Below are 26,844 nucleotides of genomic sequence, written 5' to 3'. Positions count from 1 at the left end.
GGCCGCCGGCGCCACGGCGGTCGGTGCGGCCGACGCGGCGCCGGGGGAGGCGGCCGCGTCCCCGCCCGGGTCGGCCCCGGCGTCCGGCGCGCCGCCCGGGGCAGGCTGCGCCGCACCGCCCAGCGGCCGCCCCGCCCGCACCTCGTCGAACAGGGCCTTCGCCCCCGCCTGGTCCCAGAGCACGGTCGAGCCCCACCCGGCCACCTGGTGGTCCACCTTCGCCAGCGGCACGGTCGCGAAGTCCGCCCGGCCCGCCGAGAGTTCCCGCAGCCTGGTCGCCAGGGTGATCAGATCGGCCGCGGTGAGGTCCTTGTCCGCCTTCACCGAGCCGAGCAGGCTGTCCGTGAGCCTGGCCAGCCGGACGGGGTTGAGCAGGGTCCCGCTGTCCGCCACCTGGTGCAGCAGCTGGGCGACGACCTTCTGCTGGCGGTGCATCCGGCCCAGGTCGGAGCTGGCGTCGACGTGCCGGGCGCGGACGTACTTGAGCGCGCCGGCGCCGTCCAGGGTGCTGGTGCCGGCCGGCAGGTCGAGGCCTGAGTACTCGTCCTTGAGCGGCTTGGTGGTGCAGACCCGCACCCCGCCGACGGCGTCCACGGCGGAGACGAACCCGGCGAAGTTCACCTGGAGGTAGTGGTCGATCCGCAGCCCTGTGTTCTGTTCCACGGTGGCGACGGTGAGCTGCGGCCCGCCCATCCCGAACGCGGCGTTGACCTTGCCCTTGCCGGCCGGGACCTCCTTGCGGGTGACCTGGTCCCGGTGGGCGGGGATGTCCACGTACGAGTCACGCGGGATGCTGATCACGCTGGCCCGGGAGCCGTCCCCGGCGACCTGGACGATCATCATGGTGTCGGTGCAGTGGCAGGCCTCGCCCCCGGCGTGCAACAGGTCCTTGAGGGTCTTCTCCGGGATGCCGTCCCGTTCGTCGGTGCCGACCACCAGGAAGGTGGTCGAGCCGTCGTCGTCGGGCCGGGCCACGTCGCCGCTGAAGGCGTCCACCCGGTCGATCGAGCCGAGGCCGTGCAGGACCGCCCAGCCGCCGCAGGAGGTGGCGAGGACGCCGAAGGCGATGCCGGCGGCCAGTCGGCGGGGCCAGCGACGGCGCCGTCCGGGCAGGGCGGTGAGGGGGGAGACGGGCATCTCTCGGATGGTAGGGGCGGCCCGCTCCGGGGCGGGTGAGGGCGCGCCGGGGGCGGGGAGTACGGTGGGCCCGATCGGCGAAACGTTCCTTCAGTGCGGGGTGCGTGGAGTCGCCCAGACCGGGACAAGACGGAGACCCGCCCGCACCGGTACGGTTGGCCCCGATGAACACCAAGGCTGCTGAGGAGCTGCCGGCGGTCTCCGTGATCATGCCGGTGCTCAACGAGGAACGACACCTGCGCACGGCCGTCCGGCACATCCTGGAACAGGACTACGCCGGGCCGATGGAGGTGGTGATCGCCCTCGGTCCGTCCTCCGACCGGACCGCGCAGATCGCCGCCGAGCTGACCGCCGAGGACGCGCGGGTCAGGACGGTGGAGAACCCCACCGGTCGCACCCCCGCCGGGCTGAACGCCGCGATCCGCGGCTCCAGCCATCCGATAGTGGTCCGCGTCGACGGCCACGGCCTGCTGACCCCCGGCTACATCACCACGGCGGTCCGGCTGCTCGGCGAGATGGAGGCCGCCAACGTCGGCGGCATCATGCACGCCGAGGGCGAGACCGAGTGGGAGAACGCGGTCGCCGCCGCGATGACCTCCAAGATCGGCGTCGGCAACGCCGCCTTCCACACCGGCGGCCTGGCCGGCCCGGCGGACACCGTCTACCTCGGGGTGTTCCGGCGCGAGGTGCTGGAGCGGCTCGGCGGCTACAACGAGGAGTTCGTCCGCGCCCAGGACTGGGAGCTCAACTACCGCATCCGGCAGGACGGCGGGCTGGTCTGGTTCACCCCGCAGCTGCGCGTCACCTACCGGCCCCGGCCCAGCGTGCGGGCGCTGGCCAAGCAGTACAAGGACTACGGCCGCTGGCGCCGGGTCGTCACCCGCTACCACAAGGGCTCGGTCAACCTCCGCTACCTCGCCCCGCCGGCCGCCTTCCTGGGGGTGACGCTCGGTCTGGTGCTCGGCGCCGCCGTCCACCCGGCCTTCCTCGCGGTGCCCGGTGCCTACCTGCTCGGCATCGTCGGCGGCGCACTGGTCGAGGGCCGCGGCCTCTCGGCGAAGGCCAGGGCGCTGCTGCCGGTGGCCTTCGCGACCATGCACCTCAGCTGGGGCTTCGGCTTCCTCACCTCGCCGCGTTCGCTGGCCCGCCGGGTGATCGCCAGCCGGGCGCCCTCGGCCGCCGACGCGGCCGCCGAGGCCCGCTGACCCGATCCGGCCAATACCCCCGACCCGCCCTCGCCGCCCCCGCCCCGCCGCTATCGTCGGGCGCCATGGGGACAGTTGAGGGCGGGTCCGTCGTCGGTGCCCGCGTCGAGCCGAGCGCGGACGTGGACGGGCGGGCGGTGCTCGGCGCCGGAACGACCGTCTGGCACCTCGCCCAGGTGCGCGAGGACGCGGTGATCGGCGCCGACTGCATCATCGGACGCGGCGCCTACGTCGGTCCGGGCGTGCGGATCGGGAACCGCGTCAAACTGCAGAACCACGCGCTGGTGTACGAGCCCGCGGTGATCGAGGACGAGGTGTTCGTCGGTCCGGCGGCCGTGCTCACCAACGACCTCTACCCGCGCTCCGTCGACGTCGGCGGCCGGCTCAAGCGCGGTGACGACTGGCACGCCCGCGGGGTGACCCTCCGGGAGGGCTGCTCGATCGGCGGCCGCGCCGTGCTGGTCGCCGGGGTGACGGTCGGCCGCTGGGCGCTGGTCGCGGCCGGCGCCGTGGTGCACCGGGACGTCCCGGACTTCGCCCTGGTGGTCGGTGTCCCGGCCCGCCGGATCAAGTGGGTCGGCCGGGCCGGCGAGCCGCTGGAGCCGGACGGCGGGGGCCGGTGGCGCTGCCCGCGCACCGGCGAGCGGTACCGCGAGACGGACGGCCTGCTCGCCCTGCTCTGAGGGTCACTTCGCGCAGACGTCGGTGTCGTCCGCCTGGACGCGCTGGAGGTCCTTGGGCGCCTCGGTCGGCGCGGCGGCGGCGCTCGCGGTCGCGGCGGCCAGCACGTCCTTGCCGAGCACCACGGCCAGGCCGTCCCTGCCGCCCGCCTTCGGGTCCTCCTTGACCGCGTCGGCCGGCAGTCCGAGGGAGGCGGCCAGCGCGGCCGCCTCGGCGGCCTTCCCGGCCGGGTAGGACACCGAACTGATGGGCGTGGCGGCCGCGTTGGGGGCGGTCGTGGCCTTGGCGAAGCCCTTCGCCCGGAGCTTGTCGACGGCCTGCTGGGCCTGCCCGGGCGTCCCGCTGCCGTTGCGCACCGCCACCCGGACGTCCTTGGCGTCCACCGGCGCGGTGGTGGCCGTGGGGGAGGGCGCGGCCGGCGTCGGTTCGGCGGTGGCGGCGTCGGGCGCGGTGGTCCCGGTCAGCGAGCGGTCGCCGGCGACCAGCGAGAACACCTGACCGGCGTCCGGCTGCTTGAGCACCAGCCGGTTCTCGTCCTTCGGGTCGTCCAGCACCGGCACGGTGGTGAAGGTGATGTTCTTGGTGTCGACCTTGCTGATGTCCAGCGCCAGGTCCTTCAGCTTGTCGACGCTGCCGATCCCGTCGTCCACGGTGAGCGCCTTGGTGGCGGCGTCGGCGAGCTTCCACAGCTTGGTCGGGCTGGTCAGGGTGTCGCTGCTCTTGATCGAGCGGATCATCGAGCTGATGAACTGCTGCTGAAGCGGGATCCGGGTGAGGTCCCCGCCGAGGCCGACGGCGTGCCGGGTGCGGACGAAGGCGAGTGCCTCGTCACCCTGGACCACGTGCCGGCCCTTGGTCATCCTCAGGTGCGAGTCCGGGTCGTTGATGTCCTTGGCCGCGCACACCTCGACCCCGCCGACGGCGGTGGAGAGCGTCTTCACGGCGTCGAAGTTGACCATCACGAAGTGGTCGACCCGGATTCCCGTCATCTTCTCGACGGTCTTCCAGGTGCAGCCCGGATCGCGGCCCTCCTGCCCGAGGCTCTCGTTGAACATCGTCCGCGCCGAGCCGGGGATCTTCTTGCCGCCGGTGATCTCGCACTCGGGGATCGGCACCATCAGATCGCGCGGAATGCTGATCACGGTCGCATTGCTGCGGTCCTTGGCGACGTGGAACAGCAGCGTGGTGTCCGCGTGCCCGGTACTGCCCTCGTCGCCGTACTCGCGGCCCAGGCCCGCGCGGCTGTCGGTGCCGATGACCAGGATGTTGAGCGCGTCGCCGGCCGCCTTGGGCCGCTCCGCCTCGCTGCCCAACTGCACCTTGACGGCGGTGATGTTGTTGTTGAAGTGCTGGTAGGCGTAGTACGCCCCGCCGCAGCCGGCCACCAGGACCAGCGCGCCGACACCGGCCGTCCACTTCAGCGCCCGCCGGCGGGGGCGCTCGGCGGCGGCCTGGCGGCGGCGGGCGGCCCGGCCGCCGGTACGGGCGGGCTCGGCGGCGGGCCCGGGCGCCCGGCGGCGCTGGACCGGAATGCCCGCGGCCCGGTCCTGCCGGCCGTCCGGGCCGGGCGTCCTGCCACGGTCCCCGGCCGGGGGGACCTGCTGGTCGGCGGGGTCGACCTCCTGCCAGTCCTGCTGCACGGGGCTTCCCTCCCTCCGACCGGTCCACGGGTGGCGCGCGGGCTGCGCGCCGACCCGGACACACTAGACGAGTCGAGTGCGGGAATTGTTCCTGATGTGATCTCCGCCATGTTCGGGAACCGCAATTCACCAGGCACATCGCGGTTCCGGGAATTCCCCGGGAAAGCCTTCGAAGACCATGATCTGTACACAAAAGGGTGACCCCGGAAGGCGGTCAACGGATCGTGCAGGCATCCACGTCCGCGGTGCGTCCCTCGAAGGAGGGCGGCGCGGTCGCGCTGGGTGACGCGCCGACGGCCCGGTCCGATCCGGTCGCCGCCGTCGCCGCGCCCGACGGCCCCGGGCTCGCGCCCGCCGCCGCGGCGGGATCGGGGGAGCCCGGCGGGCGGACGGTGATCGACCGGTCGTCGCGCAGCGCCGTGAACAGCTGGGTGGTCTGCGGCTGCACGAACTCGTCCCGGTCCGAGTCGAAGCGGTACGGGCGGCGCGGCGCGGTCAGGAACACCACGTTCGCGGACGGGATGCCGCGCAGGTCCTGGGTCAGGTCGTAGAGCGCGCCCAGCGAGGAGAGGCCGCCGTCGGCCCTGACCGAGGAGGTCGCCGCGTCCAGGACCGGCCAGAGGCGGGCCGGGTTCAGCAGGACGCCCTGCGACTCCACCTTGCGGATCAGGGCGGCCAGGAACTGCTGCTGACGGCCCATCCGCTGGGTGTCGCTGCCGTCGCCGAGGGTCTCCCGGGCCCGGACGTAGCCGAGCGCCTGCTCGCCGTGCAGGGTCTGCCGCCCGGCCGGCAGGTCCAGCTTGGCGTCCTTGTCGTGGATCGCCTGCGGGACGCACACCTCGACCCCGTCCACGGCGTTCACCATCGCCTTGAAGCCGCTGAAGTCGAGGATCACGTAGTGGTCCACCCGGATGCCGCTCAGCTGTTCGACGGTCCGGATCGAGCAGGCCGGACCACCGGTCTCGAAGGCCGAGTTGAACTGTGCCAGCACCTGCCTGCTCCGGGTGCCGTCCGGCTTCTCGCAGGCCGGCACGGTGACCATGACGTCGCGGGGGATGGAGACCGCGGTCGCGCGCTTCCGGTCCGCCGCCAGGTGCAGCAGGATCGTGGTGTCCGAGCGCTGCCCGCCGGCCTCGCCGTACGAGGCGTTGGCGCCGGTGCGGTCGTCGCTGCCGATCAGCAGGATGTTCTCGGCGCCCTTGGCCCCGGCGGTGCGGCTGGGCCGCTCGGCCTCCAGACGGGCCAGCAACCGGTCGGTGGTCGAGTCGGTCCGGATGTTGCCGTCCAGCTTGCGGTAGGCGATCCAGAGCAGGGCGCCGCAGGCGACCAGCAGGAAGGCGAGGGCACCGGCGGTGATCATCAGCCACCGCCGGCGCCTGCGCCGGGGCTTGGTCGGGGAGTCCGGGGGCGCGTGGGCGTCCCCGGACGGGGGGTTCTCGGTCGGGGGGTGCTCGGTGTCGTCCTCGGCCATGGCAGGGATGCCTACCCGCCCGGCCGGACCCGGGGGTTACCCGAGGCGCAGTGTCACCCGTTCGGACTCGGTCCGCTTCTCCCACTGCTCGGCGCTCAGGCCCTGCGAGTTGCGGCAGAGCACCACCGAGGCGCCCGCCGCGAGCGGGGCCAGCAGGCCGGCCTCCAGGCCCGCCCAGTCCTCGTACGAGTGGGTGGAGAGCACCCGGTCGCCGGCCGTGATGCCGAGCCGGGCCGCGCCCTCCCGGGCCAGCTGGACGGTCTGGTCGCCGGTCAGCTTCAGCGGCAGGCCGTCGATGCCGGTCTCCAGCGCGGGCGCGTCCGGGGTGACGGGGGAGTACGGCGCGAAGCGGTCGCCCTGGCCGGGCACCTCGGCGGCGTAGTCGAGGAAGCCGTCCGGACGCTGCGGGAAGCGGCCGCCGAGCGGACGCAGGGCGAGGGCCACCCGCTCGCCCTCGCAGGCCTGGGCGGCCTCCAGGCCGTCCGGACCGCTGACCACCAGGTCGGCGTCGGCCGGGTCGCCGCCCGGCACCGCCGTCACCCCGACCGACCAGCAGGCCAGCAGCCAGACGGCGCTCTGCCAGTGGGCGGGCAGCAGGAGGGCGGCGCGGTCACCCGGACCGGCGTTCAGCTCGTCCTGGAGCAGGTTGGCGGTCTTGGCCACCCAGTTGTCGAAGGTCCGGGCGGAGAGTTCCACCCGTTCGCCGGTGGCGTCGTCGTAGAAGGTGACCAGCGGAGCCGCGGGGTCGACTGAGGGAGTGCCACCTCGCAGGAATGCGTGCAGCAGCTCGACGGGGGTTCGGGCATCGGCAGCGAAAAGCGCAGTCATGGTGCGCCCCAGCCTACGGCCTTCGGGTGGGCGACCGGGAGGGGTGGCGGACCTTGCGCGGGGCGGCATGGCGAGCGGGGTGTTTTGCGGTGAACATCCCTTCTATGGGTATCTCTCTGCCGGTCGCCGCACTCGCCGGCTGCACCGCCGTCCTGCTCCTCCAGCCCGTCACCGCCGCGGCCGTGACCGATCCCGCCCCGCAGCGCCGGACGTCGGCCGGCGGCGGCTCGGTCACCTCGCTGCCGCTGACGGCCGGCCGCGCCCTGGCGCCACGCACCACCAAGCCGTTCGAACTGCTCGGGGTCGGCTGGGACGATCCCGCCCGCTCGCTCGCGGGCGGCTCCGTCCGGGTCCGCACGAGGGACGCCGGCACCCACGTCTGGAGCGGCTGGCACGAGCTGGAGGCGGACGGCGAGGACGGACCGGACCACCCCGGCGGCGGGGCGACGGCGCCGCTCTGGACCGGCCCGAGCGACGGCGTGGCGGTGCAGGTCACCCCCGGCCCCGCCGGGCTGCCGGCCGGCCTGCGGCTCGAACTGGTCGACCCCGGGCACGGCGCCGCCCCGGCCACCACCCGGACGCTGCCCGCCGAGTCGCCGGACGGGCACCAGGCCCCCCGGCCCGCCATCGTCACCCGGGCCGGCTGGGGCGCCGACGAGTCCCTCCGGGACCCGGAGCTCGGGTACACCGGCCCGGTCCGCGTGGTCTTCGTCCACCACACCGTCACCGCCACCGAGTACGCCTGCTCCGACGCCCCCCGGGTGATCCGGGCGATCTACCAGTACCACGTGCAGAGCAACGGCTGGCGGGACATCGGCTACAACTTCCTGGTCGACCGCTGCGGCACCGTCTACGAGGGCCGGGCCGGCGGCGCCGAGCTCCCGGTGCACGGCGCGCACACCCTGGGCTTCAACACCGACTCGGCGGGCGTCGCGGCGCTCGGCACCTTCGTCACCGACACCCCGCCGCCGCCCGTGCCGGACGGGCTCGCCCGGCTCGCCGCCTGGAAGCTCGGCCTGGCCGGCCAGGCCGCCGCCGGCCGCACCCAGCTGGTCTCCTCCTCCGACGGCAGCCGTTACCCCAAGGGCACCACCGCCACCTTCGAAGCCGTCTCCGGCCACCGCGACGCCTTCAACACCGAGTGCCCCGGCGCCACGCTCTACCCGCTGCTCCCCGCCATCCGCACCCAGGCCGCCCTGCTCCAGAGCGGCGCCCGGTGGCCGGCCCCCACGGCACGGTGACCCCGGAGCGCGCGTCTAGACCGGTCCGGGCCCCCGTGGGACCAGTGCCCGCAGCTCGGCGGTCAGCGCCCGTGCGAGGTCCGGGCGCAGGTCGTACCGGGCCGGGGTGTTCTGCAGCAGGGCGATCCGCCAGCCCGCGCCGGCGTTGACGGCGATCACCGTCTGCAGGGCGTTGAGCGCCGGATCGAGGTCCTCGGCGTCGTCCGGCACCAGGCCCGCCACGGCGTCCAGCTCGGCCACCCCCGGGCCGAGCGCCCGGACCCGCCGCACCCTGGCGACGTACTCGGGGGTCGGGTGGTCCGCGAAGACCCGCCCCAGTTCGGCGGCGATCACCGACCGCCCGACGTACCTGGTCCCGTCGAATCCGATCATCTCCCCGTCCTCGGCGAACGGCCCGGCGCACGCCGCGCCGTCCTGCAGGTTCCAGCCGTCCAGTGCCCGGTGGTAGAGCGCCCGCACCGCGCCCTCGTCCGCGGAGGACAGCTCCGGCTGCCGCGTATCGTTCATATCCCCATGGTCGGCGAAGGCGGTGGAGCCGGACAGCGGAGGAGGCGCACGGCGGTGACGGACGAGGCTGCGACCGGCGCGCGGGAGCGCCGCTGGCGCTTGGGCTACCCGCTCGACGTGGCCCGCACCCTGCTGCCGCTGCGGCGCGGCCCGGCCGACCCCTCCTACCGGACCACCGGCGACGGCGCGCTCTGGCGGGCCTCCCGCACCCCGGCCGGCGTCGGCACGCTGCGGGTGCTGGCCCGGCCGGCCGACGGCGAGGTCGAGGCGCGGGCCTGGGGGCCGGGGGCGGGCTGGCTGCTGGAGCGGCTGCCCGCGCTGCTCGGCGCCGGGGACGACCCGGCCGGCCTGGTGCTGCCGCCCGGCCCGCTGCGGGAGGCCCAGCGGCAGGCGGCCGGTGTCCGGCTCACCCGGACGGGGTTGGTGCTGGAGTCACTGGTGCCCGCCATCCTGGAGCAGAAGGTCACCACCGACGAGGCGTACCGGGCCTGGCGGACCCTGCTGCGCGACTTCGGCACCCCGGCCCCCGGCCCGGCCGAGGGCATGCGGGTGGCGCCGTCGGCCCGTGAGTGGGCGCTGCTCCCCAGCTGGGAGTGGCACCGCGCGGGCGTGGACCCGAAGCGCTCCGCCACCGTGGTGCGTGCCGTCCGGCTGGCCGCCCGGCTGGAGGAGGCCTCGGCGATGGACCACGCCGAGGCGTTCGCCCGCCTCACCGCCGTTCCCGGCATCGGGGTCTGGACGGCCGCCGAGACCCTGCAGCGCAGCAACGGCGACCCGGACGCGGTCTCGGTCGGCGACTACCACCTCCCCAACCTGGTCGGCTGGGCCCTGGCCGGCCGCCCCCGCAGCGACGACGCGCAGATGCTGGCCCTCCTGGAGCCCTACCGCCCGCACCGGTACCGCCTCTGCCGCCTGCTGCTCGCCGCCGGCGCCCGGGCCCCGCGCTACGGCCCCCGCCTGGCCCCCAACGACCACCGGGGGCGGTGAACTACGCCGTAGTACATTGGTCGCCTCCCATCTCAGCGCCGCCCGGGTCGTCATGCGCCGCTACCCGGCGTTGAACATGGGCCTGACGGACGCGATCAACGTCGCGTTGGCGGCCGAGTTCCGGACCGCTGCGGTGTTGACCGTCGATCGCAGGCTCTTCCGCGCGATCAGGCCGTTGACCAACCACGAGTCCTTCCGGCTGCTGCCGGACGACCTGGACACCTGACCCCTACCGCACCTCGACGAAGGCGGCCGCGCTGCGGGCCGGGCGTTCGCGGGGCGGTTCGGCCGGGCGGCCGACCGCGACGGCGCCCATCGGGTCCCAGCCGGCCGGCAGGTCGAGCGCCGCGCGGACGGTGTCGCGGCAGAACATCGTGGAGGAGACCCAGGCCGTGCCGTAGCCCTCGCCGGCCAGGGTGACCAGCAGGTTCTGCACAGCGGCGCCGATGGCGACGGTGAACATCTCGCGCTCGGCGGCGGCGCGGCGCGCGTCCGGGTAGTCGTGCGCGCCGTCCATCACCAGGCAGGGGACGACCAGGTAGGGCGCGTCGCGCAGGACGTCGCCGCGGGCGGTGCGCCGGGCGATCAGCGCGTCGTCCCAGCCGTCGAGCTCGCGCAGGTCGCGCTGCCAGGCGGCGAGCATCGCGTCCAGCAGCCGGGTGCGGACCTCGGCCGACTCCAGCAGGACGAACCGCCAGGGCGTGGTGTGGTGCGGGGCGGGTGCGGTGACGGCGGCGTCGACGGCGCGGCGGACGGCGCCCGGGTCGACCGGTTCGGGGGTGAAGGCGCGGATGGTGCGCCGCAGGGTGACGGCCTGTCGGAGCGCCTCGGAGGTGCCGAGCCGGAACATGTCGTCGGCGGAGGCGCGCACTAGCGGCCGGGTGCCCTCGCCGTCCTCGGCGGTGACCAGGTGGCCGAGGCCGCGGACCACCGCGACCGGGGTGCCGGTGGCCTTGCCCTTGACCAGGTCGGCGGCGGCGGCGAGCTCGTCGGCGGTGGCGGTGACGGTCATCGCCAGCTCGTTGCCGTGGCTGTCCGTGCGACCGCGGTGGTCCTCCAGGGCGGGCAGTCCGGCGGCGCCGATCGCGACGTCGGTGAGGCCGTTGCGCCAGGGCCGGCCGAAGGTGTCGGTGAGGACGACGGCCAGGCGGAGCCCGGTGAGCTGCTGGAGGCGGGCCCGCAGCGCGCGGGCGGAGGCGTCCGGGTCCTCGGGCAGCAGCAGCACGGTGCCGGGGGCGGTGTTGGAGGCGTCGACCCCGGCGGCGGCCATCACCAGGCCGTTGCGGTTCTCGACGATCCGGATCGGGCCGCGCCGGGCGACCACCCGGACGGTCTCGGCGTCGATCGCGGCCTCGCGGTCGGTGGCCCGCAGCACCCGCCCCTCCGCCTTGCTGACGATCTTCGAGGTGACGACCAGGACATCGCCGTCCTGGTAGGTCGCGGCCTTGGCGATCAGTGCGGCGAGGTCGGAGTCGGCGTCGATCTCCGGCAGGCCCGTGACGGGCAGGACGTGCAGGGTCACGCCCGCACCCGCTCGGCGAGCGCCAGCGCGGCCCGGGCCATCTCGGCGGTGGCGGCGACGTCGGTCATCAGCAGCGGCACGGCCCGGCAGGCGATCCCGCCGGCCTCGACCGCGGCGACCGAGGCCTCGTCGGCGGTGTCCACCAGCCAGCCGTCCAGGAGTTCGGCGCCGTAGTTCAGGGCGACCGCCTCCGCGGTCGCCTCGACGCCGACGGCGGCCAGCACCTTGTCGGCCATGCCGCGCACCGGCGCCCCGCCGATGATCGGGGAGAGCCCGACCACCGGCGCCGGGGCGGCGGCCACCGCGGCCCGGATGCCGGGCACGGCGAGGATGGTGCCGATCGAGACCACCGGGTTGGACGGCGGGAACAGGATGACGTCGGCGGCCGCGACGGCCTCCAGCACGCCGGGCGCGGGCTTGGCGGTGTCCGCGCCGACCGGGACGATCGCCTCGGCGTCGACGGCGGCGTGCAGCCGGACCCAGTACTCCTGGAAGTGGATCGCCCGGGTGCCGTCCCCGTCCGTGATCCGCACGTGCGTCTCGACCCGGTCGTCGCTCATCGGCAGCAGTCGCACGCCCGGCTGCCAGCGCACGCAGAGCGCCTCGGTGACCTGGCTGAGGGTGTACCCCGCGGTGAGCATCTGGCTGCGGACGAGGTGGGTGGCGAAGTCGCGGTCGCCGAGCCCGAACCACTCGGGCCCGACGCCGTACTCCTTCATCTCGGCCTTGATCGACCAGGTCTCGTCGGTCCGGCCCCAGCCCTGCTCCTCGTGGATGCCGCCGCCGAGGGTGTACATCACCGTGTCGAGGTCGGGGCAGACCTTCAGGCCGTAGAGGTGGATGTCGTCACCGGTGTTGCCGATGACGGTGATCTCGTCCTCCGGGCCGAGGGCCTCCTTGAGTCCGCGCAGGAAGCGCGCTCCGCCGATTCCGCCTGCCAGTGCCACGATGCGCATGCGCCCATCCTGCCACGGCCCGACTGGCCGTCAGCCCGCTTCGCCGGGCCGCCCGCCGCCCGTCGTCAGTGGGCCTCGGCCTGCTCCTGCGGGTGCTGCTCGGGGACGGTGGTGCCGCCGTACTGGTTCATCTCGGTCAGGCCCGGCGTGTACAGGTGGATGGAGACGGCGGGCTCCAGCGCGCCGTTGACCACCTCGTGCAGGTAGCCGGAGGAGAACACCCGCTGCCCGCCGGGGCGCAGCGTGCGGGCGCCTTCGCCCGCGTGGGTGAGGGAGCGCTCGATCAGCTCGCCCTGGACGACGGTCATCACCCCGGAGGAGACGCCGTGGTCGTGGAAGCCGCTGCTCTGGCCGGGCAGCCAGCTGAGCAGCCAGACCTCGTAGCCGGGGCCGGTCTCCAGCCGGGCGTACCAGCGGGTGAGCGCGTCGTAGCGCACCAGCGGCTCCCAGCGGGCCCGGTCGGCGGCGATCTCGCGGACCAGGCGGGCGTGGCCGGCGACGGTGGTGGGGTGGCCCGGCAGGTCGGTGCGGGCCAGGTGCGGGAAGGCCAGCGGGTCGCCGGCGATGGAGACGTCGCTCAGGCCGTCGGCCCAGCGGTGGGCGGGGCGGGCGGGCGCCGGGGGAGGGGCGGTGGGCGTGAGGCCACGGCGGGTGAGCTTGTTGCGGTCGCGGTTCCGCTTGCGGATGCGGTTCATGCGCACGGGAGTCGTCCTCGGAGTACGGCTGGTTCGACAGGGATCAGCCGGATCCGGGATGTCCTGGGGCGGGAATCGCGGGCGGCCTCTGTGCTTCCTGGGCGGCGCGCGGCGGGACTGCGGGCGCCTAGATACAGGAACAGAGGCGACAACAAGAGTTCACGGCACGGCGGAGCGTGGAACCGCTCCGGGGGCTGGCGAACTCTGACATGAGGGAAAGGAGACCGCATCCGACGGTGCGGTGTCAACTCCGGAGCCGGGGCATTCGGGCGGGATAGCCCATGAACTACCCGATGGGGTGATAAATCACCCTCTATGTTTCGATGGGAAGATCGCCGGGAAGGCAGGCCGATGACCGACCTGTGACGATGACTGCGCGTCACACGGTGGCTGGTTGCGAAGGGTTCGACGGGATCCGGGCTGTTAGTCCGATGTGTCCGGATATGTACACTATTCGTAACGGCTTGGTGCCGGGGAGTGAATCCTGGCCCCAATACCAGAGCTCGGCTTGACTGGGCCAGAGTGACGCAACTGTAATTTCACTCGTGTCGTCAGCCGCACGAGGCCACGGCAACCACGGGGACGCCAAATAGGGGCAGAGGAGGCGCGCCACATGAGCGAGCTCTTTGAGCTGTTGATCGGTGACGGCATCGAGGAGGAGGAAGAAGAACTCGGTTGGCAGGAGCGCGCGCTGTGCGCCCAGACCGACCCGGAGTCCTTCTTCCCCGAGAAGGGCGGCTCCACCCGCGAGGCCAAGAAGGTCTGCCTCGCCTGCGAGGTCCGCTCCGAGTGCCTGGAGTACGCCCTCGCCAACGACGAGCGGTTCGGCATCTGGGGCGGTCTCTCCGAGCGCGAGCGCCGTCGGCTCAAGAAGAGCGCGGTCTGACCGGGTCGGCCCCTGACCCTGCTGACCCTTCGACAACCGCACAGCTCGACGGGCGCCTCACCGCGACGGTGGGGCGCTTCCGTGTTCCCGGGCCCTTGCGCCGCCCGGTGCGCACAGCTCCTCCACGGCCCGCGGACGGCGGCGCCACCCGGAGCCGTTAGTGTGGTGCGCCATCCGGTTGCCGTTCACCGGCTGTGTCCACCGAGAACTGGGGCCCGCGCACTCGATGACCGTCTACAGCCACCAGAGCGGCTTCACCGCTGCCAGGCCGCCCGCCTATCCGCGTCACCTGGTCACCGCCGTGATCGTCTCGCACGACGGGGCCCGCTGGCTGCCGCAGGCCCTCGCCGGCCTGCTCGGCCAGGACCGCCAGGTCCAGCGGGTGCTCGCCGTCGACACCGGCTCGACCGACAGCTCCCCGCAGCTGCTCGCCGACACCCTCGCCGACTGGCTCCCGGAGAGCGGCCCGATCGTCCTCGGCCGCCGGACCGGCTTCGGCACCGCCGTCGGCGAGGCGGTCTTCAACAGCCCGCCGCTGCGCCCCGAGGACCTCCCCTACCGGCTCGACCCGTCCGGCTACGACCCGGTCACCGGCGGCTGGGACGACTTCGGCGACCCGCTCGGCCACGAGGACGACCTCGGTCGCGGCGGCCCCCGCGAGACCCAGCCGGTCGAGTGGATCTGGCTGCTGCACGACGACTGCGAGCCGCAGACCGACGCGCTGCGCCGCCTGCTCCAGGTCGCCGACTCGACCCCCAGCGCCGCCGTCGTCGGCCCCAAGCTGCGCAGCTGGTACGACCGTCGCCAGCTGCTGGAGGTGGGCGTCAGCATCGCCCGCTCCGGCCGCCGCTGGACCGGCCTCGACCGCCGCGAGCAGGACCAGGGCCAGCACGACCAGGTCCGCCCGGTGCTGGCCGTCTCCACCGCCGGCATGCTGGTCCGCCGCGACGTCTTCGAGGAACTCGGCGGCTTCGACCGGGCGCTGCCGCTGATGCGCGACGACACCGACTTCTGCTGGCGGGTCAACGCCGCCGGCCACCGCGTCGTGGTCGCCCCCGACGCCGTGCTGCGGCACGCCGAGGCGGCCAGCCGCGAGCGCCGCGCGATCGACTGCGGCCCCTCCCACCCGCACCGGCTGGACAAGGCCGGCGCCGTCTACACCCTGCTCGCCAACTCCAAGGGCGTGCTCTTCCCGTACGTCCTCATGCGGCTGGTGCTCGGCACCCTGCTGCGGGTGGTCACCAACCTGCTGGGCAAGGACCCGAAGCAGGCCTTCGACGAACTCGCCGGTCTCGGCCACGAGCTGATCCGGCTGCCCCGGCTGCTGGCCGCCCGCAAACGCCGGGCCCGGCAGCGCGCCGCCGACGCCCTGGACGACCGCACGCTCTTCCCGGCGCCCGGAGCGACCGCACGGCTCGCCGTCGAAGGCGTGATCGGCTCGCTCGGCATAGGGGGCGGCGACGACTCCGGAGCCGGCCGGCACGGCTCGGTCGAGGCCGGCCCGGGCGACGAGGACTCCGAGGACCTGGTCGTCGAGCAGTTCGCGCTGATCAAGAAGCTGGCCCGGCGCCCCGCGCCGGTCCTGTTCGCCGCCCTGCTGGTCTTCGCCCTGGTCGCCTGCCGCGGCCTGTTCGGCGCCGGCGACCTCTTCGGCGGCGCCCTGCTGCCCGCGGCCGACGGCGCCGGCGGCCTCTGGTCGATGTACGCGGACGCCTGGCACCCCGTCGGCACCGGCTCCACCGCGGCCGCGCCGCCGTACCTCGCCGTGCTGTCGGTGTTCTCCTGGACGCTGTTCGACCACGCCGACCTCGCGGTCACCCTGCTGGTCGTCCTCGCGGTGCCGCTCGCCGCCGTCAGCGCCTACCTGGTCTCCCGGCCGCTGCTCGACTCCAAGCTGGTCCGCGCCTGGGCCAGCGCCACCTACGCCCTGCTGCCCGCGGCCACCGGCGCGCTCGCCCAGGGCCGGATCGGCACCGCCGTCCTCGCCGTCCTGCTGCCGCCGCTGGCCCGCGCGGCCGCGATCTCCGCCGGCCTCGGCATCCGCGCCGAGAGCGCCGCCAAGGGTGCCCGGCCCGGCTGGCGCCCGGTCTGGATGACGGTCCTGCTGCTCACCCTCGCCACCGCCTTCGTGCCGCTGGCGTGGGCGCTGGCGGTACCGCTCTGCCTGGCCATGCTCGCCGCGGCCGTGGTGCGCGGCGGGGCGTTCGGCTCCGGCGGCGCCGCGCTGCGCCTGCTCGGGCTGCGCGTGCTGGTGATCCTCGGCGCCCCCGTGCTGGTGCTCGCGCCCTGGTCGCTGCAGGTGCTCTCGCACCCCCAGCGGCTGCTGCTGGAGGCCGGCCTGCCTGGTCTGCACGGCGGCGGCGCGAGCGGGTTCGGACTGCTCCTGGTCAACCCGGGCGGCGCCGGAGTGCCGCCGGTCTGGCTGTCGGCGGGCGTGGTGCTCGCCGCGCTGGCCGCCCTGCTGCGCGCCGACCGCCGCCGCGCGGTGCTCGCCGCCTGGGGCGCCGCCGGCGCCGGCCTGGTCTTCGCGGTCGTGGTGGCGGGCACCTCGGTGACCCCCGCCTCCGGCGGCCCGGCCGTCCCCGCGTGGGCCGGCCCGGCCTCCCTGCTCGCCGGTATCGCCCTGCTGGCCGCCGCCGCTATCGGCGCCGACGGCGCCAACGCCCGCGTGGCCGGCATCGCCTTCGGCTGGCGTCAGCCGGTCGCCGCCCTGGTGGTGGCCGCCGCCGTGCTCGCCCCGCTGGGCACCGGCGTCTGGTGGGCCGTCACCGGCGCCGACGGTCCGCTGCACCGGGCCCCGGCCGCCCAGGTGCCCGCCTTCATCGCCGAGGAGGCCGGTACCACCGACCGCGCCCGCACCCTGGTCGTCACCGGCGACCCGAAGGGCGGATCGGTCCGCTACACCCTCGTGCGCGGGGCCGGTCTGACGCTCGGACAGGCCGAGTCCACCGTGGACCCGGCCACCGGGACCACCGACGGCCTGAACCGGGTGGTCGGCAGCCTGCTGGCCGGCTCCGGCGCCGACCAGGCCGCGGCCCTGTCCGGCTACGGCATCGCCTACGTGCTGGTCGACCGGCCGCTGATCGGCGCCTTCAAGGACGTCCTGGACACCACCCCCGGCCTGGTCAAGGCCAACCAGGACGGCGGCGCCGCGCTCTGGCAGGTCAACGGCACCCCGGCGACCCGCGCCCGGATCACCGCCCCCGGCGCCGCCCCGGTGGTGGTCCCGGCCGGTGAGCGCGACATCGACACCACCGTCGCGGCCGGCCCCGAGGGCCGGGTGCTGCGCCTCGCCGAGGCCGCCGCCCCCGAGTGGAAGGCCACCCTGGACGGCACCGCGCTGGAGGCCACCACCGTCGACGGCTGGGCGCAGGGCTTCAAGCTCCCGGCCGGCGGCGGCAAGCTGGTGGTCACCCGGCAGGGCGGTCTGCTGCACACCGGGTGGATCTGGGCCCAGCTGCTGCTCGGCCTGACCGTCCTGGTGCTGGCCCTGCCCGGCCGCCGCAGCCACAAGGACGACGACCTGCCCGAGGAGGTGGTCGCCGCCGCCGCGCTGGCCGCCGCCGCCCAGGCGCAGGCGCCCGCCCCCGGCAGCCGCCGGGCCCGCCGGATGGCCGAACGCGAGGGCGGCGAAGGCGGCGACGGGGACGGCGACGGCGGTGTGTACGAGGGCCGCCCGGGCGCGGTCCCGCCGCAGCCCGTCGGCGAGCAGCCGGTCGAGGCGGTCCAGGCGGCCGCGGCCGTCCAGGACGCCGAGCCGTACGCCGACCCGTACCAGACCTACCAGCAGGCCGACCCGTACAGCTACGGCTCCTACCCGGCCCAGCAGCCGGTCGCCGCGCCGTACGGCGGCCAGGAGTACGGCTCCGACGGGTACCAGCAGCAGGCCTACCCGCAGGGCGGCCAGCCGGGCTACGAGCAGTACCAGCAGGACCAGCAGGACCAGCAGTACGGCTACGACCCCTACCAGCAGGACGGGCAGCAGCCGTGGGTGCCGGGGCAGCCGCAGGGCGAGCCCTACTACGACCCGAACGATCCCAACAACCCCAACGGGCCGGGCCGGTACCCGCACCACCACGGATCGGGGAGCTGACCCGCGATGAAGAAGCCCGCCTTCTCGAAGAAGTCCAAGGTCCGGCCCGGCGCCGGCGCGCCGGACGCGGCCGCGTCCGGCCCGGCCGGGCCCACGGGGTCGTCCGGAGGGACGAAGACGACCCAGTCGCTGCTGGCCGCGGCCGCGGTGCTCGCCGTGGTGTTCGGGGTCGCCGAGCTGCGCCCGCCGGCCGCCCCGGCCGGCGCGGACCGGGGCGGAGCGGCGACCTCGGCGCAGGTCGAGCGGACCGCCGCGGTCTGCCCGCAGCCGATCCAGGGCCTGACCGGCTCGACCACCCTCACCGCCTACACCCCGCCCGGGACCGGTGGCGACGCCGCCGGCGGGGCCGGCTGGGTGGCCGACGCCGCGGCGCCCGCCACCGCGCCGACCGCGGCCCCGTCGGCGCCCCCGGCCCCGGCACCCACCGCCTCCGGCGCGCCCGCCGCGGACAAGGGCGGCGCGCCCTCCGACGCCCGGCTGAACCTGACCAAGCCCGGCACCCCCGTGGTCGCCCCCGCCGCCAACAGCGACACCGCCCCCGGCGCCGGGGCCGTCGCCACCGGCGCCCTGGCGCCCGGCTTCACCGTCACCCAGACCACCACCGTCACCGAACAGCGCGGTCAGGGCCTCTCAGGCCTCACCTGCACCCCGGCCGGCACCAGCTTCTGGTTCGCCGGCGCCAGCACCGCGGGCGACCGCTCCGACTACGTCAGCCTGGTCAACACCGAGGCCGCCGCCGCCGTGGTCGACATCAAGCTGTACGGCGACAAGGGCCTGATCGAGAACGACGCCGCCAACGGCATCACCGTCGCTCCCGGCAGTTCGCAGTCCGTCCTGCTGCCCACCATCAGCAAGGGCCAGGTCGCCGACCTCGCCGTGCACGTCGTCGCCCGCACCGGCCGGGTCGGCGCCGCCGTGCACGCCGCCGACGGCCCCAAGGGCGCCGACTGGGTGCCCGCCTCGGCCGACCCGGCGCCCACCCAGGTGCTCCCCGGCCTGCCCGCCGACACCGCGTCCGCCCGCCTGGTGGTCTGGGCTCCGCCGGAGGACGACGCCGACCTCAAGATCGAGCTCTCCGGCAAGAACGGCTGGTTCACCCCGGCGGGCAGCGAGTCCATCCACGTCAAGGCCGGCCTGGTGGCCGCCGTCGACCTCGGCAAGGTCACCCGCGACGAGGTGGCCGGCCTGCGGCTCTCGCCCAGCGACGACAAGCACCCCACCCCGGTGGTGGTCGGCCTGCGGGTCGACCGCGTCGGCCCGAACGGCAAGTCCGACGCGGCGTGGCTGACCGGCGCCGTCCCGGTCGGCGCCCGCGCCACCGTGGCCGACAACCGCGGCGGCGGCCCGTCCACGCTCTTCCTCACCTCCACCGGTGAGGCCGCCACGGTCAGGGTCACCGCCTCGGCCGGCAGCGGCGGCGGCACCCCGGCCACCAAGGACGTCCAGCTGCCGGCCGGCGGCACGGTCGCCCTCCCGGCCCCCGAGCCCGCCGGGCTGAACGGCAGCTTCGCGCTGACCGTGGAGACCGTCTCCGGCGGCCCGGTGGTGGCCGCCCGGATGCTGGCGATCACGAGCAAGGACGTGCCGATGTTCACCGTCCAGGCGTTGCGCGACGACCGCAGCAGCGTCAAGGTCCCGCGGGCCGCGCAGGACCCGGAGGTCGTGCTCCGCTGACGCCGTGACGAAGGGGCGGTACCCGGCCTCGGGTACCGCCCCTTCGTCGTCGCGTCATTCCTCGTCGTAGCGCGGATCGATGGCGTCCGGGGACAGCCCCAGCAGCTCCGCCACCTGCTCGATCAGGATCTCGTGCACCAGGGCCGCGCGGTCCTCCCGCGACTTCGCCCGGATCTCCACCGGCCGGCGGTACACGACGATCTGGCTCTTGCGCCCCTGCCGGCCCGGCGACACCTGCCCCAGCGGCACCCCGCCGTCCGAGTCCGGGCCCTGCGCCTCGTGCAGCGGGACCTCCTGGACGGCGAACTCCACTTCGATCAACTGCGGCCAACGCCGTTCGAGACGCTCCACCGACTCGCGCACGTAGTCGTCGAACAACTCGGAGCGGGTGAGCGAGATCGGCACCTGCGGAGGCGCCAGCGGGCCGCGCAGACCCCTGCCGTGCCGGTCGCGGTGGCGCGGGCGGCGCGAAGGTCCCGTCGATGACTGCGGTGCAGAGCTGTCCATATCACTGCCGAGGGTAGTCCTTGGACGGTCGGAAGTGGACCACCCCGACGGCGAATCGCCCAGGGCGGCGGGTGCACGCACGGGCGAGCGGGTCGGCGCGGGGGGGCGCGTGGCGCGCAGCGCCCGCCGAGCGTGGCGAGGGGGGTGTCGAAGGCGCGCGGACCGCGACACGGCACGCCCTGCGGACAGGCGGTCTTCGCTCCCCGGCGAGGAGTGCGGTACCGTCCACCCTCGTGAGCTCTGTACGTCGTTGTTCGCGGACCGCGTGCGGCCGACCGGCCGTCGCGACGCTGACGTACGTCTACGCGGACTCCACCGCCGTCCTCGGCCCGCTCGCGACCTACGCCGAGCCGCACTGCTACGACCTGTGCGCCGAGCACGCCGAGCGCCTCACCGCCCCGCGCGGCTGGGAGGTCGTCCGGCTCGCCGCCGAGGCCGGCCCGCTGCGCCGCAGCAGCGACGACCTCGAAGCGCTCGCCAACGCCGTCCGCGAGGCCGCCCGCCCGCAGACCCCCCGTCAGGGCCGCGGCCCCGAGGGCGAGTCCACCGAGGCGGGCCGCCGCGGCCATCTGCGCGTGCTGCGCTCGCCCGACAACTGACGGTCGGCCCCGCCCGCACCGCGCACGGGGCGTTCGCCCGACCCCGGTACGCTGCCCGTCTACCGCCTGCCCAACGGCGCGGTGCCCCGACGTATCGTGACCCGGGGGTGGCCAGCCGCCCCCCGGAAGCACATCGATCAGACAGAGACCAGGGTGGAGCCGCAGTGCGCGACCTCAAGCAGCTCGTGAAGGCGTACGACGTTCGAGGCGTCGTCCCGGACCAGTGGGACGAGAGCCTCGCGCGCGCCTTCGGCGCCGCGTTCGTGCAGGTCACCGGAGCGTCCGCGATCGTGATCGGCCACGACATGCGGCCGTCCTCCCCGTCGCTGAGCCGGGCCTTCGCCGAGGGCGCCGCGGCGTACGGCGCCGACGTGGTCGAGATCGGCCTCTGCTCGACCGACCAGCTGTACTACGCCAGCGGCCGGCTCGACCTGCCCGGCGCGATGTTCACCGCCAGCCACAACCCGGCGCAGTACAACGGCATCAAGCTCTGCCGGGCCGGCGCCGCCCCGGTCGGCCAGGACACCGGCCTCTCCGACATCCGCGAGCTGGTCGAGTCCTGGACCGGCGAGGACGACACCGTCACCGTGCCCGTGCTGGACGTCGAGCCCGGGTCGCTGTCCGCCCAGGACACCCTGCGCGGCTACGCCGACCACCTGCTCGGCCTGGTCGACCTGACCGCGATCCGCCCGCTCAAGGTCGTCGTCGACGCCGGCAACGGGATGGGCGGCCACACCGTGCCGACCGTCTTCGACGGCCTGCCGATCGAGCTCGTCCCGATGTACTTCGAGCTGGACGGCACCTTCCCCAACCACGAGGCCAACCCGCTCGACCCGAAGAACATCGTCGACCTGCAGGCCGAGGTCCGCGAGGTCGGCGCCGACCTCGGCCTCGCCTTCGACGGCGACGCCGACCGCTGCTTCGTCGTCGACGAGCGCGGCGAGCCGGTCTCGCCGTCCGCCATCACCGCCCTGGTCGCGGCCCGCGAGATCGCCCGGGCCAAGGCCGCCGGCGAGGACGAGCCGACCGTCATCCACAACCTGATCACCTCCTGGACCGTCCCCGAGGTGGTCCGGGAGCTCGGCGGCAAGCCGGTCCGCACCCGGGTCGGCCACTCCTTCATCAAGCAGGAGATGGCCGTCACCGACGCGATCTTCGGCGGCGAGCACTCCGCGCACTACTACTTCCGCGACTTCTGGCGCGCCGACACCGGCATGCTGGCCGCGCTGCACGTGCTGGCCGCCCTCGGCGGGCAGGACGGCACGCTCTCCGCGCTCACCGCCGAGTACGACCGCTACGCCGCCTCCGGCGAGATCAACAGCACCGTCGCCGACCAGGCCGACCGCTCCGCCGCCGTCCGCGCCGCGTACGCCGGCCTGGAGGGCACCACCGTGGACGAGCTGGACGGCCTCACCGTGGCCGGGTCCGACTGGTGGTTCAACCTGCGGGCCTCCAACACCGAGCCGCTGCTGCGCCTCAACGTCGAGGCCAAGGACCCGGCGCGGATGGCGGAGCTGCGCGACGGCGTGCTCGCCATCGTCCGCGGCTGACCCGCCCGGACGTACGCCCCCGCGGGCGCCCCGAGGCACGCGCCTGACGCACGCCGCCTGTGCCCCGGCCGGTAGGGTTTCCTCCTGGCCGGGGCACCGCCGTGCCACCCCCGAGATCTGGAGCCCGACACCCCATGAAGCTCGAATCCTTCCTGCTGGAGATCCTGGTCTGCCCGCAGTGCCGGGCCGCGCTCACCGAAGGCGGCAGCGAGGAGCACCCCGAGCTGCTCTGCACAGGTGAGGGCTGCGGTCTCGCCTACCCCGTCCGCGACGGCATTCCGGTCCTGCTGGTGGACGAGGCCCGCCGCCCGGCCTGATCCTTGGGGCCAAGACCCGCACGGGCGCGGACCCGCACCCGGCCCCGCCCTCGCAGCCCGCAGCGCCCAGCCAGCAGCCGGAGGCCCGCCGCATGCTCGACGACACCCTGCTCGACGACCCGGCCGCCCTCCAGCGCGCCGACCACGACCGTGCCCTGCTGGCCCTGGCCGGCGCCGGCGCGCGCGTGCGTACCGCGCTGCGGCTCGCCGACGCGGCCGGCCTCGACCGGCTGCGCCCCGACGGCCGCCCGCGCGCGGTACTGGTGGCCGGCCACGGCAGCGCGCTGACGGCGGGCGAGATCCTCGCCGCCCTGGCCGGCACCGCCAGCCTGATCGCGGTCCTGCCGCCCACCGACGCGGTGCCGGTGCCGCGCACCGACCGGTCCGTCGCGCCGCCGGTCTTCACCGACGGGCTGGCCTGGCAGCTGCCCGGCTGGGCCGGGCCGCTCGACCTGCTGGTGATCAGCTCCGCCGACGGCGGCGAGCAGGGCCTGGTCGCCCTCGCCGAACAGGCCTACGCGCGCGGCTGCGCCATCGTCGTCACCGCCCCCGCCGGCAGCCGACTGGCCGAGGCCGCGCTCCAGGTGCGCGCGCTGCCGCTGCCCTACGTACCGTCGAACCTGCCCGACGACGGCACGCCCCCGGCCGGGCCGGCCGCCGAGCCGGACCTCCCGGCCGAGGACCCGGCCGCGCTCTGGGCGCACCTCGCCCCGCTGCTCGCACTGGCCCAGAAGCTCGGCGTCACCCAGCTGCCGTACGACGCGCCGGTCACCACCGCCGACCTGCTGGACGCGGCCGCCGTGCGCTGCCGGCCGGACGCCGCCGCCTACACCAACCCCGCCAAGAGCCTGGCCGCCCGGCTGGCCGGCACCGTGCCGCTGCTCTGGGCCGAGGGACCGGTGGCCGGGGCCGCCGCCGCCCGGTTCGCCGCCCAGCTCGCCGAGCGGGCCGGCCGGCCGGCGCCGGCCGGGCTGCTGCCGCAGGTGCTGACCGCGCACCGCGGCATGTTCGCCGGTCAGCTCGGCGCGGGCGCCGACCCCGACGACTTCTTCCGGGACCGGGTCGACGAGCCGGACCCGCTGCACCTCCAGGTGCTGGTGCTGCGGCACCTCCCGGGCGGCACGGCCGCCGGCGAGGACGACCCGGGGCCGACCGAGGTGCCGGCCGACGACGAGCGCCCGCGCGGCTACCCGGCCACCCGGGCGCACCGGCTGGCCGCCGCCCACGACGTCCGGCTCACCGAGTACGCCAGCACCCGGCCCGACCCGCTGCACGCCCTGGCCGACCTGATCGCGCTGACCGACTTCGCCGCCGTCTACCTGGGGCTCGCGGCGCAGTCCTGAGCCCCGGCGCGGCGGCCCGGTACCGTATGCGCTCGACGGAACTCGACCGAGGCAGAACTCGACAGAGCAGAGCGCGGGCTGCGTGAACGGCCCCCGGCGGAGGGATCCACCCGAGCATGAGCACCGAAGGCGGTACCAAGGCCCTGGTCGCGGCGCTGGCCGCGAACCTGGGCATCGCGGTCGGCAAGTTCGTGGCCTTCGCGTTCTCCGGCTCCTCCTCCATGCTGGCCGAGGGCGTCCACTCGCTGGCCGACTCCGGCAACCAGGTGCTGCTGCTGGTCGGCGGCAAGCGCTCGCAGCGCGAGGCCACCCCCGAGCACCCGTTCGGCTACGGGCGCGAGCGCTACATCTACGCCTTCCTGGTCTCCATCGTGCTGTTCAGCGTCGGCGGCATGTTCGCCCTCTACGAGGGCTACGAGAAGATCGCCCACCCGCACGAGCTGGACAACTGGTACTGGCCGATCGGCGTGCTGGTCCTGGCCATCGGGCTGGAGGCCTGGTCCTTCCACACCGCCTACGGCGAGGCCGTCAAGGACAAGGGCGGGCACGGTTGGCCCGCCTACATCCGCCGGGCCAAGGCGCCGGAGCTGCCGGTCGTCCTGCTGGAGGACACCGGCGCGCTGATCGGACTGGTGCTGGCGCTGTTCGGCGTCGGCCTGACCGCGATCACCGGGGACGGCGTCTGGGACGGCATCGGCACCCTGTCGATCGGCGTGCTGCTGATCGTCATCGCGATCGTGCTGGTGCTGGAGACCAGGTCGCTGCTGATCGGCGAGTCCGCGCACGAGGAGGTGGTGGCCGAGATCCGCGACGCCCTGGTCGACCACGACTCCGTCACCCGCGTGATCCACATGCGGACCCTGCACCTCGGCCCGGAGGAGCTGCTGGTGGCCGCCAAGATCGCGGTCAACGCGGAGGACACCGCGGCGCAGGTGGCGCAGGCCATCGACGACGCCGAGAGCCGCGTCCGCCGGGCCGTCCCGATCGCCCGCGCCATCTACCTGGAGCCCGACGTGTACAGCGCCGAGAAGGAGGCGCAGGGCGACGACCCGTACGCCACGCCCGGCGGACCGGCACCGGCCGCGCACTGAGCGCCGCCGCGCCGGCGGCCCGGTGGCTCACCCGTTCGGCGGCTCACCCGTGCGGGGGCGGTCGCGGGCGCCGGGCCGTCGGATCCGGCGGCCGCAGGCCGAAAAACGGTCATACCGAGCCGCCCTCCGGGGCCGCCGGTGTAGATTCGTCCCCAGAGCCAGAACGTCGCTGCTGATGGCGGTCGATCGGTGGTCCGTCCCCTGCGGGCGTGCGCCGGTCGAGGGAGAGAGGTCCTCCGACGGTTTGTGCTGAGCAGCAGGGAACCGGCCCCCCGTGGGCTGGTGGCCCCGGCGTTGCCGCGCACCCGTGCGGCCTCCGCCGTGCCGCGACGCACACCCAGGACCTTGGCCGTGCCCCACCCCATCAGCGAGGAGCAGACGCATGTCGACCGACATCACCGGTGACTTCAAGGTCGCCGACCTTTCCCTGGCGCCGTTCGGGCGCAAGGAGATCCAGCTGGCCGAGCACGAGATGCCCGGCCTGATGTCCATCCGTGCGGAGTACGCCGCGTCGCAGCCGCTGGCCGGTGCGCGGATCACCGGCTCGCTGCACATGACCGTGCAGACCGCCGTGCTGATCGAGACCCTCACCGCCCTCGGCGCCGAGGTCCGCTGGTGCTCCTGCAACATCTTCTCCACCCAGGACCACGCCGCCGCCGCCATCGCGGTCGGCCCGGAGGGCACCCCGGAGAACCCGCAGGGCGTCCCGGTCTTCGCCTGGAAGGGCGAGACGCTGGACGAGTACTGGTGGTGCACCGAGCAGGCGCTGACCTGGCCGAACGGCCAGACCCCGAACATGATCCTGGACGACGGCGGTGACGCCACCCTGCTGATCCACAAGGGTGTCGAGTTCGAGAAGGCCGGCGCCGCGCCGGACCCGTCGACCGCGGACAACGACGAGTTCCGGATCATCCTGGAGCTGCTCAACCGCACCCTGGTCGAGACCCCGAACAAGTGGACCGAGGTCGCCGCCACCATCAAGGGCGTGACCGAGGAGACCACCACCGGTGTCCACCGTCTGTACGAGATGCACCGCGACGGCAACCTGCTGTTCCCGGCGATCAACGTCAACGACTCGGTCACCAAGTCGAAGTTCGACAACAAGTACGGCTGCCGCCACTCGCTGATCGACGGCATCAACCGTGCCACCGACGTGCTGATCGGCGGCAAGGTCGCCGTCGTCGCCGGCTACGGCGACGTGGGCAAGGGCTGCGCCGAGTCGCTGCGCGGCCAGGGCGCCCGCGTCATCGTCACCGAGATCGACCCGATCTGCGCGCTGCAGGCGGCGATGGACGGCTACCAGGTCGCGACCCTGGACGACGTCGTCGAGACGGCCGACATCTTCATCACGACGACCGGCAACAAGGACATCATCATGGCCTCCCACATGGCCCGGATGAAGCACCAGGCCATCGTCGGCAACATCGGCCACTTCGACAACGAGATCGACATGGCCGGCCTGGCCCAGCTGCCGGGCGTCGTGAAGACCGAGGTCAAGCCGCAGGTCCACGAGTGGCGCAAGGAGGACGGCCGCACCATCATCGTCCTCTCCGAGGGCCGCCTGCTGAACCTGGGCAACGCGACCGGCCACCCGTCGTTCGTGATGTCCAACTCCTTCGCCAACCAGACGATCGCCCAGATCGAGCTGTTCACGAAGACCGAGCAGTACCCGATCGGCGTCTACGTGCTGCCGAAGCACCTGGACGAGAAGGTCGCCCGCCTGCACCTCGACGCGCTGGGCGTGAAGCTGACCACCCTGACCAAGGACCAGGCCGACTACATCGGCGTCCCGGTCGAGGGCCCGTACAAGGCGGACCAGTACCGCTACTGATCCGGTGACACGGCCGTGGCCGGCACCCCGACACGCTGTCTCTTAAACACATCTCCTAGACCACTACACACCCTACCAAAGCG

The 26,844-nt window shown here is 74.5% G+C and carries 23 protein-coding genes; 14 read left to right on the top strand and 9 right to left on the bottom strand.

The window, feature by feature from the left end:
• On the bottom strand, window positions 1–1,137 hold a 1,137-nt coding region (locus ACFVYI_RS39265; protein ID WP_387894482.1), incomplete at its 3' end, for an LCP family protein.
• A gap of 164 nt (window positions 1,138–1,301) precedes the next feature.
• On the opposite strand from ACFVYI_RS39265, the gene ACFVYI_RS39260 reads away from it, so the two are divergent.
• A complete protein-coding gene (locus ACFVYI_RS39260; protein WP_387894481.1) occupies window positions 1,302–2,342 on the top strand; it encodes a glycosyltransferase family 2 protein in 1,041 nt (346 codons plus the stop codon).
• Between the two features lie 65 nt (window positions 2,343–2,407).
• Window positions 2,408–3,025 carry a DapH/DapD/GlmU-related protein gene (locus ACFVYI_RS39255; protein ID WP_387894480.1) on the top strand — a complete coding sequence of 206 codons (618 nt, stop codon included), beginning with the start codon at window positions 2,408–2,410 and terminating at the stop codon, window positions 3,023–3,025.
• 3 nt (window positions 3,026–3,028) lie between these two features.
• Here the strand turns inward: ACFVYI_RS39255 and ACFVYI_RS39250 are convergent, their stop codons facing one another.
• The 3 genes from ACFVYI_RS39250 to ACFVYI_RS39240 form a co-directional block, all read right to left on the bottom strand.
• Window positions 3,029–4,663 (bottom strand): LCP family protein, encoded by a 1,635-nt coding sequence (locus tag ACFVYI_RS39250; protein WP_387894478.1) that lies wholly within the window; start codon window positions 4,661–4,663, stop codon window positions 3,029–3,031.
• A 214-nt stretch (window positions 4,664–4,877) separates the two neighbouring features.
• Window positions 4,878–6,134: an LCP family protein gene (locus ACFVYI_RS39245; RefSeq protein ID WP_387894476.1), complete on the bottom strand. Its 1,257-nt coding sequence runs from the start codon at window positions 6,132–6,134 to the stop codon at window positions 4,878–4,880.
• A 36-nt stretch (window positions 6,135–6,170) separates the two neighbouring features.
• Entirely contained in the window at window positions 6,171–6,962 is a 792-nt protein-coding gene (locus ACFVYI_RS39240; protein WP_387894475.1) for a TIGR03089 family protein, read from the bottom strand.
• A 104-nt stretch (window positions 6,963–7,066) separates the two neighbouring features.
• Between ACFVYI_RS39240 and ACFVYI_RS39235 the strand changes: the two genes are divergently transcribed.
• The gene (locus ACFVYI_RS39235) at window positions 7,067–8,203 is read left to right on the top strand and encodes an N-acetylmuramoyl-L-alanine amidase (RefSeq protein WP_387894473.1); all 1,137 of its coding nucleotides are present in this window, start codon (window positions 7,067–7,069) and stop codon (window positions 8,201–8,203) included.
• A 15-nt stretch (window positions 8,204–8,218) separates the two neighbouring features.
• Here ACFVYI_RS39235 and ACFVYI_RS39230 read toward each other — a convergent pair whose 3' ends face one another.
• Complete coding sequence (locus ACFVYI_RS39230) at window positions 8,219–8,710, bottom strand: SgcJ/EcaC family oxidoreductase (protein WP_387894471.1); 492 nt, start codon at window positions 8,708–8,710, stop codon at window positions 8,219–8,221.
• 6 nt (window positions 8,711–8,716) lie between these two features.
• Between ACFVYI_RS39230 and ACFVYI_RS39225 the strand changes: the two genes are divergently transcribed.
• A complete protein-coding gene (locus ACFVYI_RS39225) occupies window positions 8,717–9,697 on the top strand; it encodes a DNA-3-methyladenine glycosylase family protein (RefSeq protein ID WP_387894470.1) in 981 nt (326 codons plus the stop codon).
• Between the two features lie 16 nt (window positions 9,698–9,713).
• The gene (locus ACFVYI_RS39220; RefSeq protein ID WP_387894469.1) at window positions 9,714–9,923 is read left to right on the top strand and encodes a hypothetical protein; all 210 of its coding nucleotides are present in this window, start codon (window positions 9,714–9,716) and stop codon (window positions 9,921–9,923) included.
• 3 nt (window positions 9,924–9,926) lie between these two features.
• Here the strand turns inward: ACFVYI_RS39220 and ACFVYI_RS39215 are convergent, their stop codons facing one another.
• The 3 genes from ACFVYI_RS39215 to ACFVYI_RS39205 all read right to left on the bottom strand — a co-directional run bounded on the left by ACFVYI_RS39215 (window position 9,927) and on the right by ACFVYI_RS39205 (window position 12,870).
• Window positions 9,927–11,219 (bottom strand): coenzyme F420-0:L-glutamate ligase, encoded by a 1,293-nt coding sequence (locus ACFVYI_RS39215; protein WP_387894467.1) that lies wholly within the window; start codon window positions 11,217–11,219, stop codon window positions 9,927–9,929.
• On the bottom strand, window positions 11,216–12,175 hold the full coding sequence (cofD, locus tag ACFVYI_RS39210; protein WP_387894466.1) for a 2-phospho-L-lactate transferase: 960 nt from the start codon (window positions 12,173–12,175) through the stop codon (window positions 11,216–11,218). Before cofD ends, ACFVYI_RS39215 begins: the two co-directional genes overlap by 4 nt.
• Before the next feature lie 65 nt (window positions 12,176–12,240).
• Window positions 12,241–12,870, bottom strand: coding sequence for a cysteine dioxygenase (locus ACFVYI_RS39205; RefSeq protein WP_387894484.1), 630 nt, complete (start codon window positions 12,868–12,870; stop codon window positions 12,241–12,243).
• A gap of 613 nt (window positions 12,871–13,483) precedes the next feature.
• Between ACFVYI_RS39205 and ACFVYI_RS39200 the strand changes: the two genes are divergently transcribed.
• The 3 genes from ACFVYI_RS39200 (at window position 13,484) to ACFVYI_RS39190 (ending at window position 19,523) form a co-directional block, all read left to right on the top strand.
• Window positions 13,484–13,756: a WhiB family transcriptional regulator gene (locus ACFVYI_RS39200; protein ID WP_148644569.1), complete on the top strand. Its 273-nt coding sequence runs from the start codon at window positions 13,484–13,486 to the stop codon at window positions 13,754–13,756.
• A gap of 226 nt (window positions 13,757–13,982) precedes the next feature.
• Window positions 13,983–17,849 carry a glycosyltransferase family 2 protein gene (locus ACFVYI_RS39195; protein WP_387894464.1) on the top strand — a complete coding sequence of 1,289 codons (3,867 nt, stop codon included), beginning with the start codon at window positions 13,983–13,985 and terminating at the stop codon, window positions 17,847–17,849.
• Between the two features lie 6 nt (window positions 17,850–17,855).
• Window positions 17,856–19,523 carry a DUF5719 family protein gene (locus tag ACFVYI_RS39190; protein ID WP_387894463.1) on the top strand — a complete coding sequence of 556 codons (1,668 nt, stop codon included), beginning with the start codon at window positions 17,856–17,858 and terminating at the stop codon, window positions 19,521–19,523.
• Between the two features lie 54 nt (window positions 19,524–19,577).
• Here ACFVYI_RS39190 and ACFVYI_RS39185 read toward each other — a convergent pair whose 3' ends face one another.
• Window positions 19,578–20,030 (bottom strand): metallopeptidase family protein, encoded by a 453-nt coding sequence (locus ACFVYI_RS39185; RefSeq protein ID WP_387894462.1) that lies wholly within the window; start codon window positions 20,028–20,030, stop codon window positions 19,578–19,580.
• A gap of 179 nt (window positions 20,031–20,209) precedes the next feature.
• Between ACFVYI_RS39185 and ACFVYI_RS39180 the strand changes: the two genes are divergently transcribed.
• The 6 genes from ACFVYI_RS39180 (at window position 20,210) to ahcY (ending at window position 26,761) form a co-directional block, all read left to right on the top strand.
• The gene (locus ACFVYI_RS39180; RefSeq protein WP_360641446.1) at window positions 20,210–20,629 is read left to right on the top strand and encodes a DUF3499 domain-containing protein; all 420 of its coding nucleotides are present in this window, start codon (window positions 20,210–20,212) and stop codon (window positions 20,627–20,629) included.
• A gap of 164 nt (window positions 20,630–20,793) precedes the next feature.
• Window positions 20,794–22,179 carry a phosphomannomutase/phosphoglucomutase gene (locus ACFVYI_RS39175; protein WP_387894460.1) on the top strand — a complete coding sequence of 462 codons (1,386 nt, stop codon included), beginning with the start codon at window positions 20,794–20,796 and terminating at the stop codon, window positions 22,177–22,179.
• A gap of 134 nt (window positions 22,180–22,313) precedes the next feature.
• Window positions 22,314–22,496 carry a Trm112 family protein gene (locus tag ACFVYI_RS39170; RefSeq protein ID WP_329487918.1) on the top strand — a complete coding sequence of 61 codons (183 nt, stop codon included), beginning with the start codon at window positions 22,314–22,316 and terminating at the stop codon, window positions 22,494–22,496.
• A 92-nt stretch (window positions 22,497–22,588) separates the two neighbouring features.
• A complete protein-coding gene (locus tag ACFVYI_RS39165; protein WP_387894458.1) occupies window positions 22,589–23,839 on the top strand; it encodes an SIS domain-containing protein in 1,251 nt (416 codons plus the stop codon).
• Between the two features lie 116 nt (window positions 23,840–23,955).
• Window positions 23,956–24,930, top strand: coding sequence for a cation diffusion facilitator family transporter (locus ACFVYI_RS39160; protein WP_387894456.1), 975 nt, complete (start codon window positions 23,956–23,958; stop codon window positions 24,928–24,930).
• Between the two features lie 382 nt (window positions 24,931–25,312).
• Window positions 25,313–26,761, top strand: coding sequence for an adenosylhomocysteinase (gene ahcY / locus ACFVYI_RS39155; RefSeq protein ID WP_387894454.1), 1,449 nt, complete (start codon window positions 25,313–25,315; stop codon window positions 26,759–26,761).
• Window positions 26,762–26,844: the final 83 nt, after the last annotated feature.

This window comes from Kitasatospora sp. NPDC058218 (assembly GCF_042882445.1).
In the GTDB taxonomy this organism is placed as follows: Bacteria; Actinomycetota; Actinomycetes; order Streptomycetales; family Streptomycetaceae; genus Kitasatospora.
The sequence above is the reverse complement of the archived record's forward strand: the minus strand, read 5'-3'. Positions and strand labels throughout refer to the sequence as shown.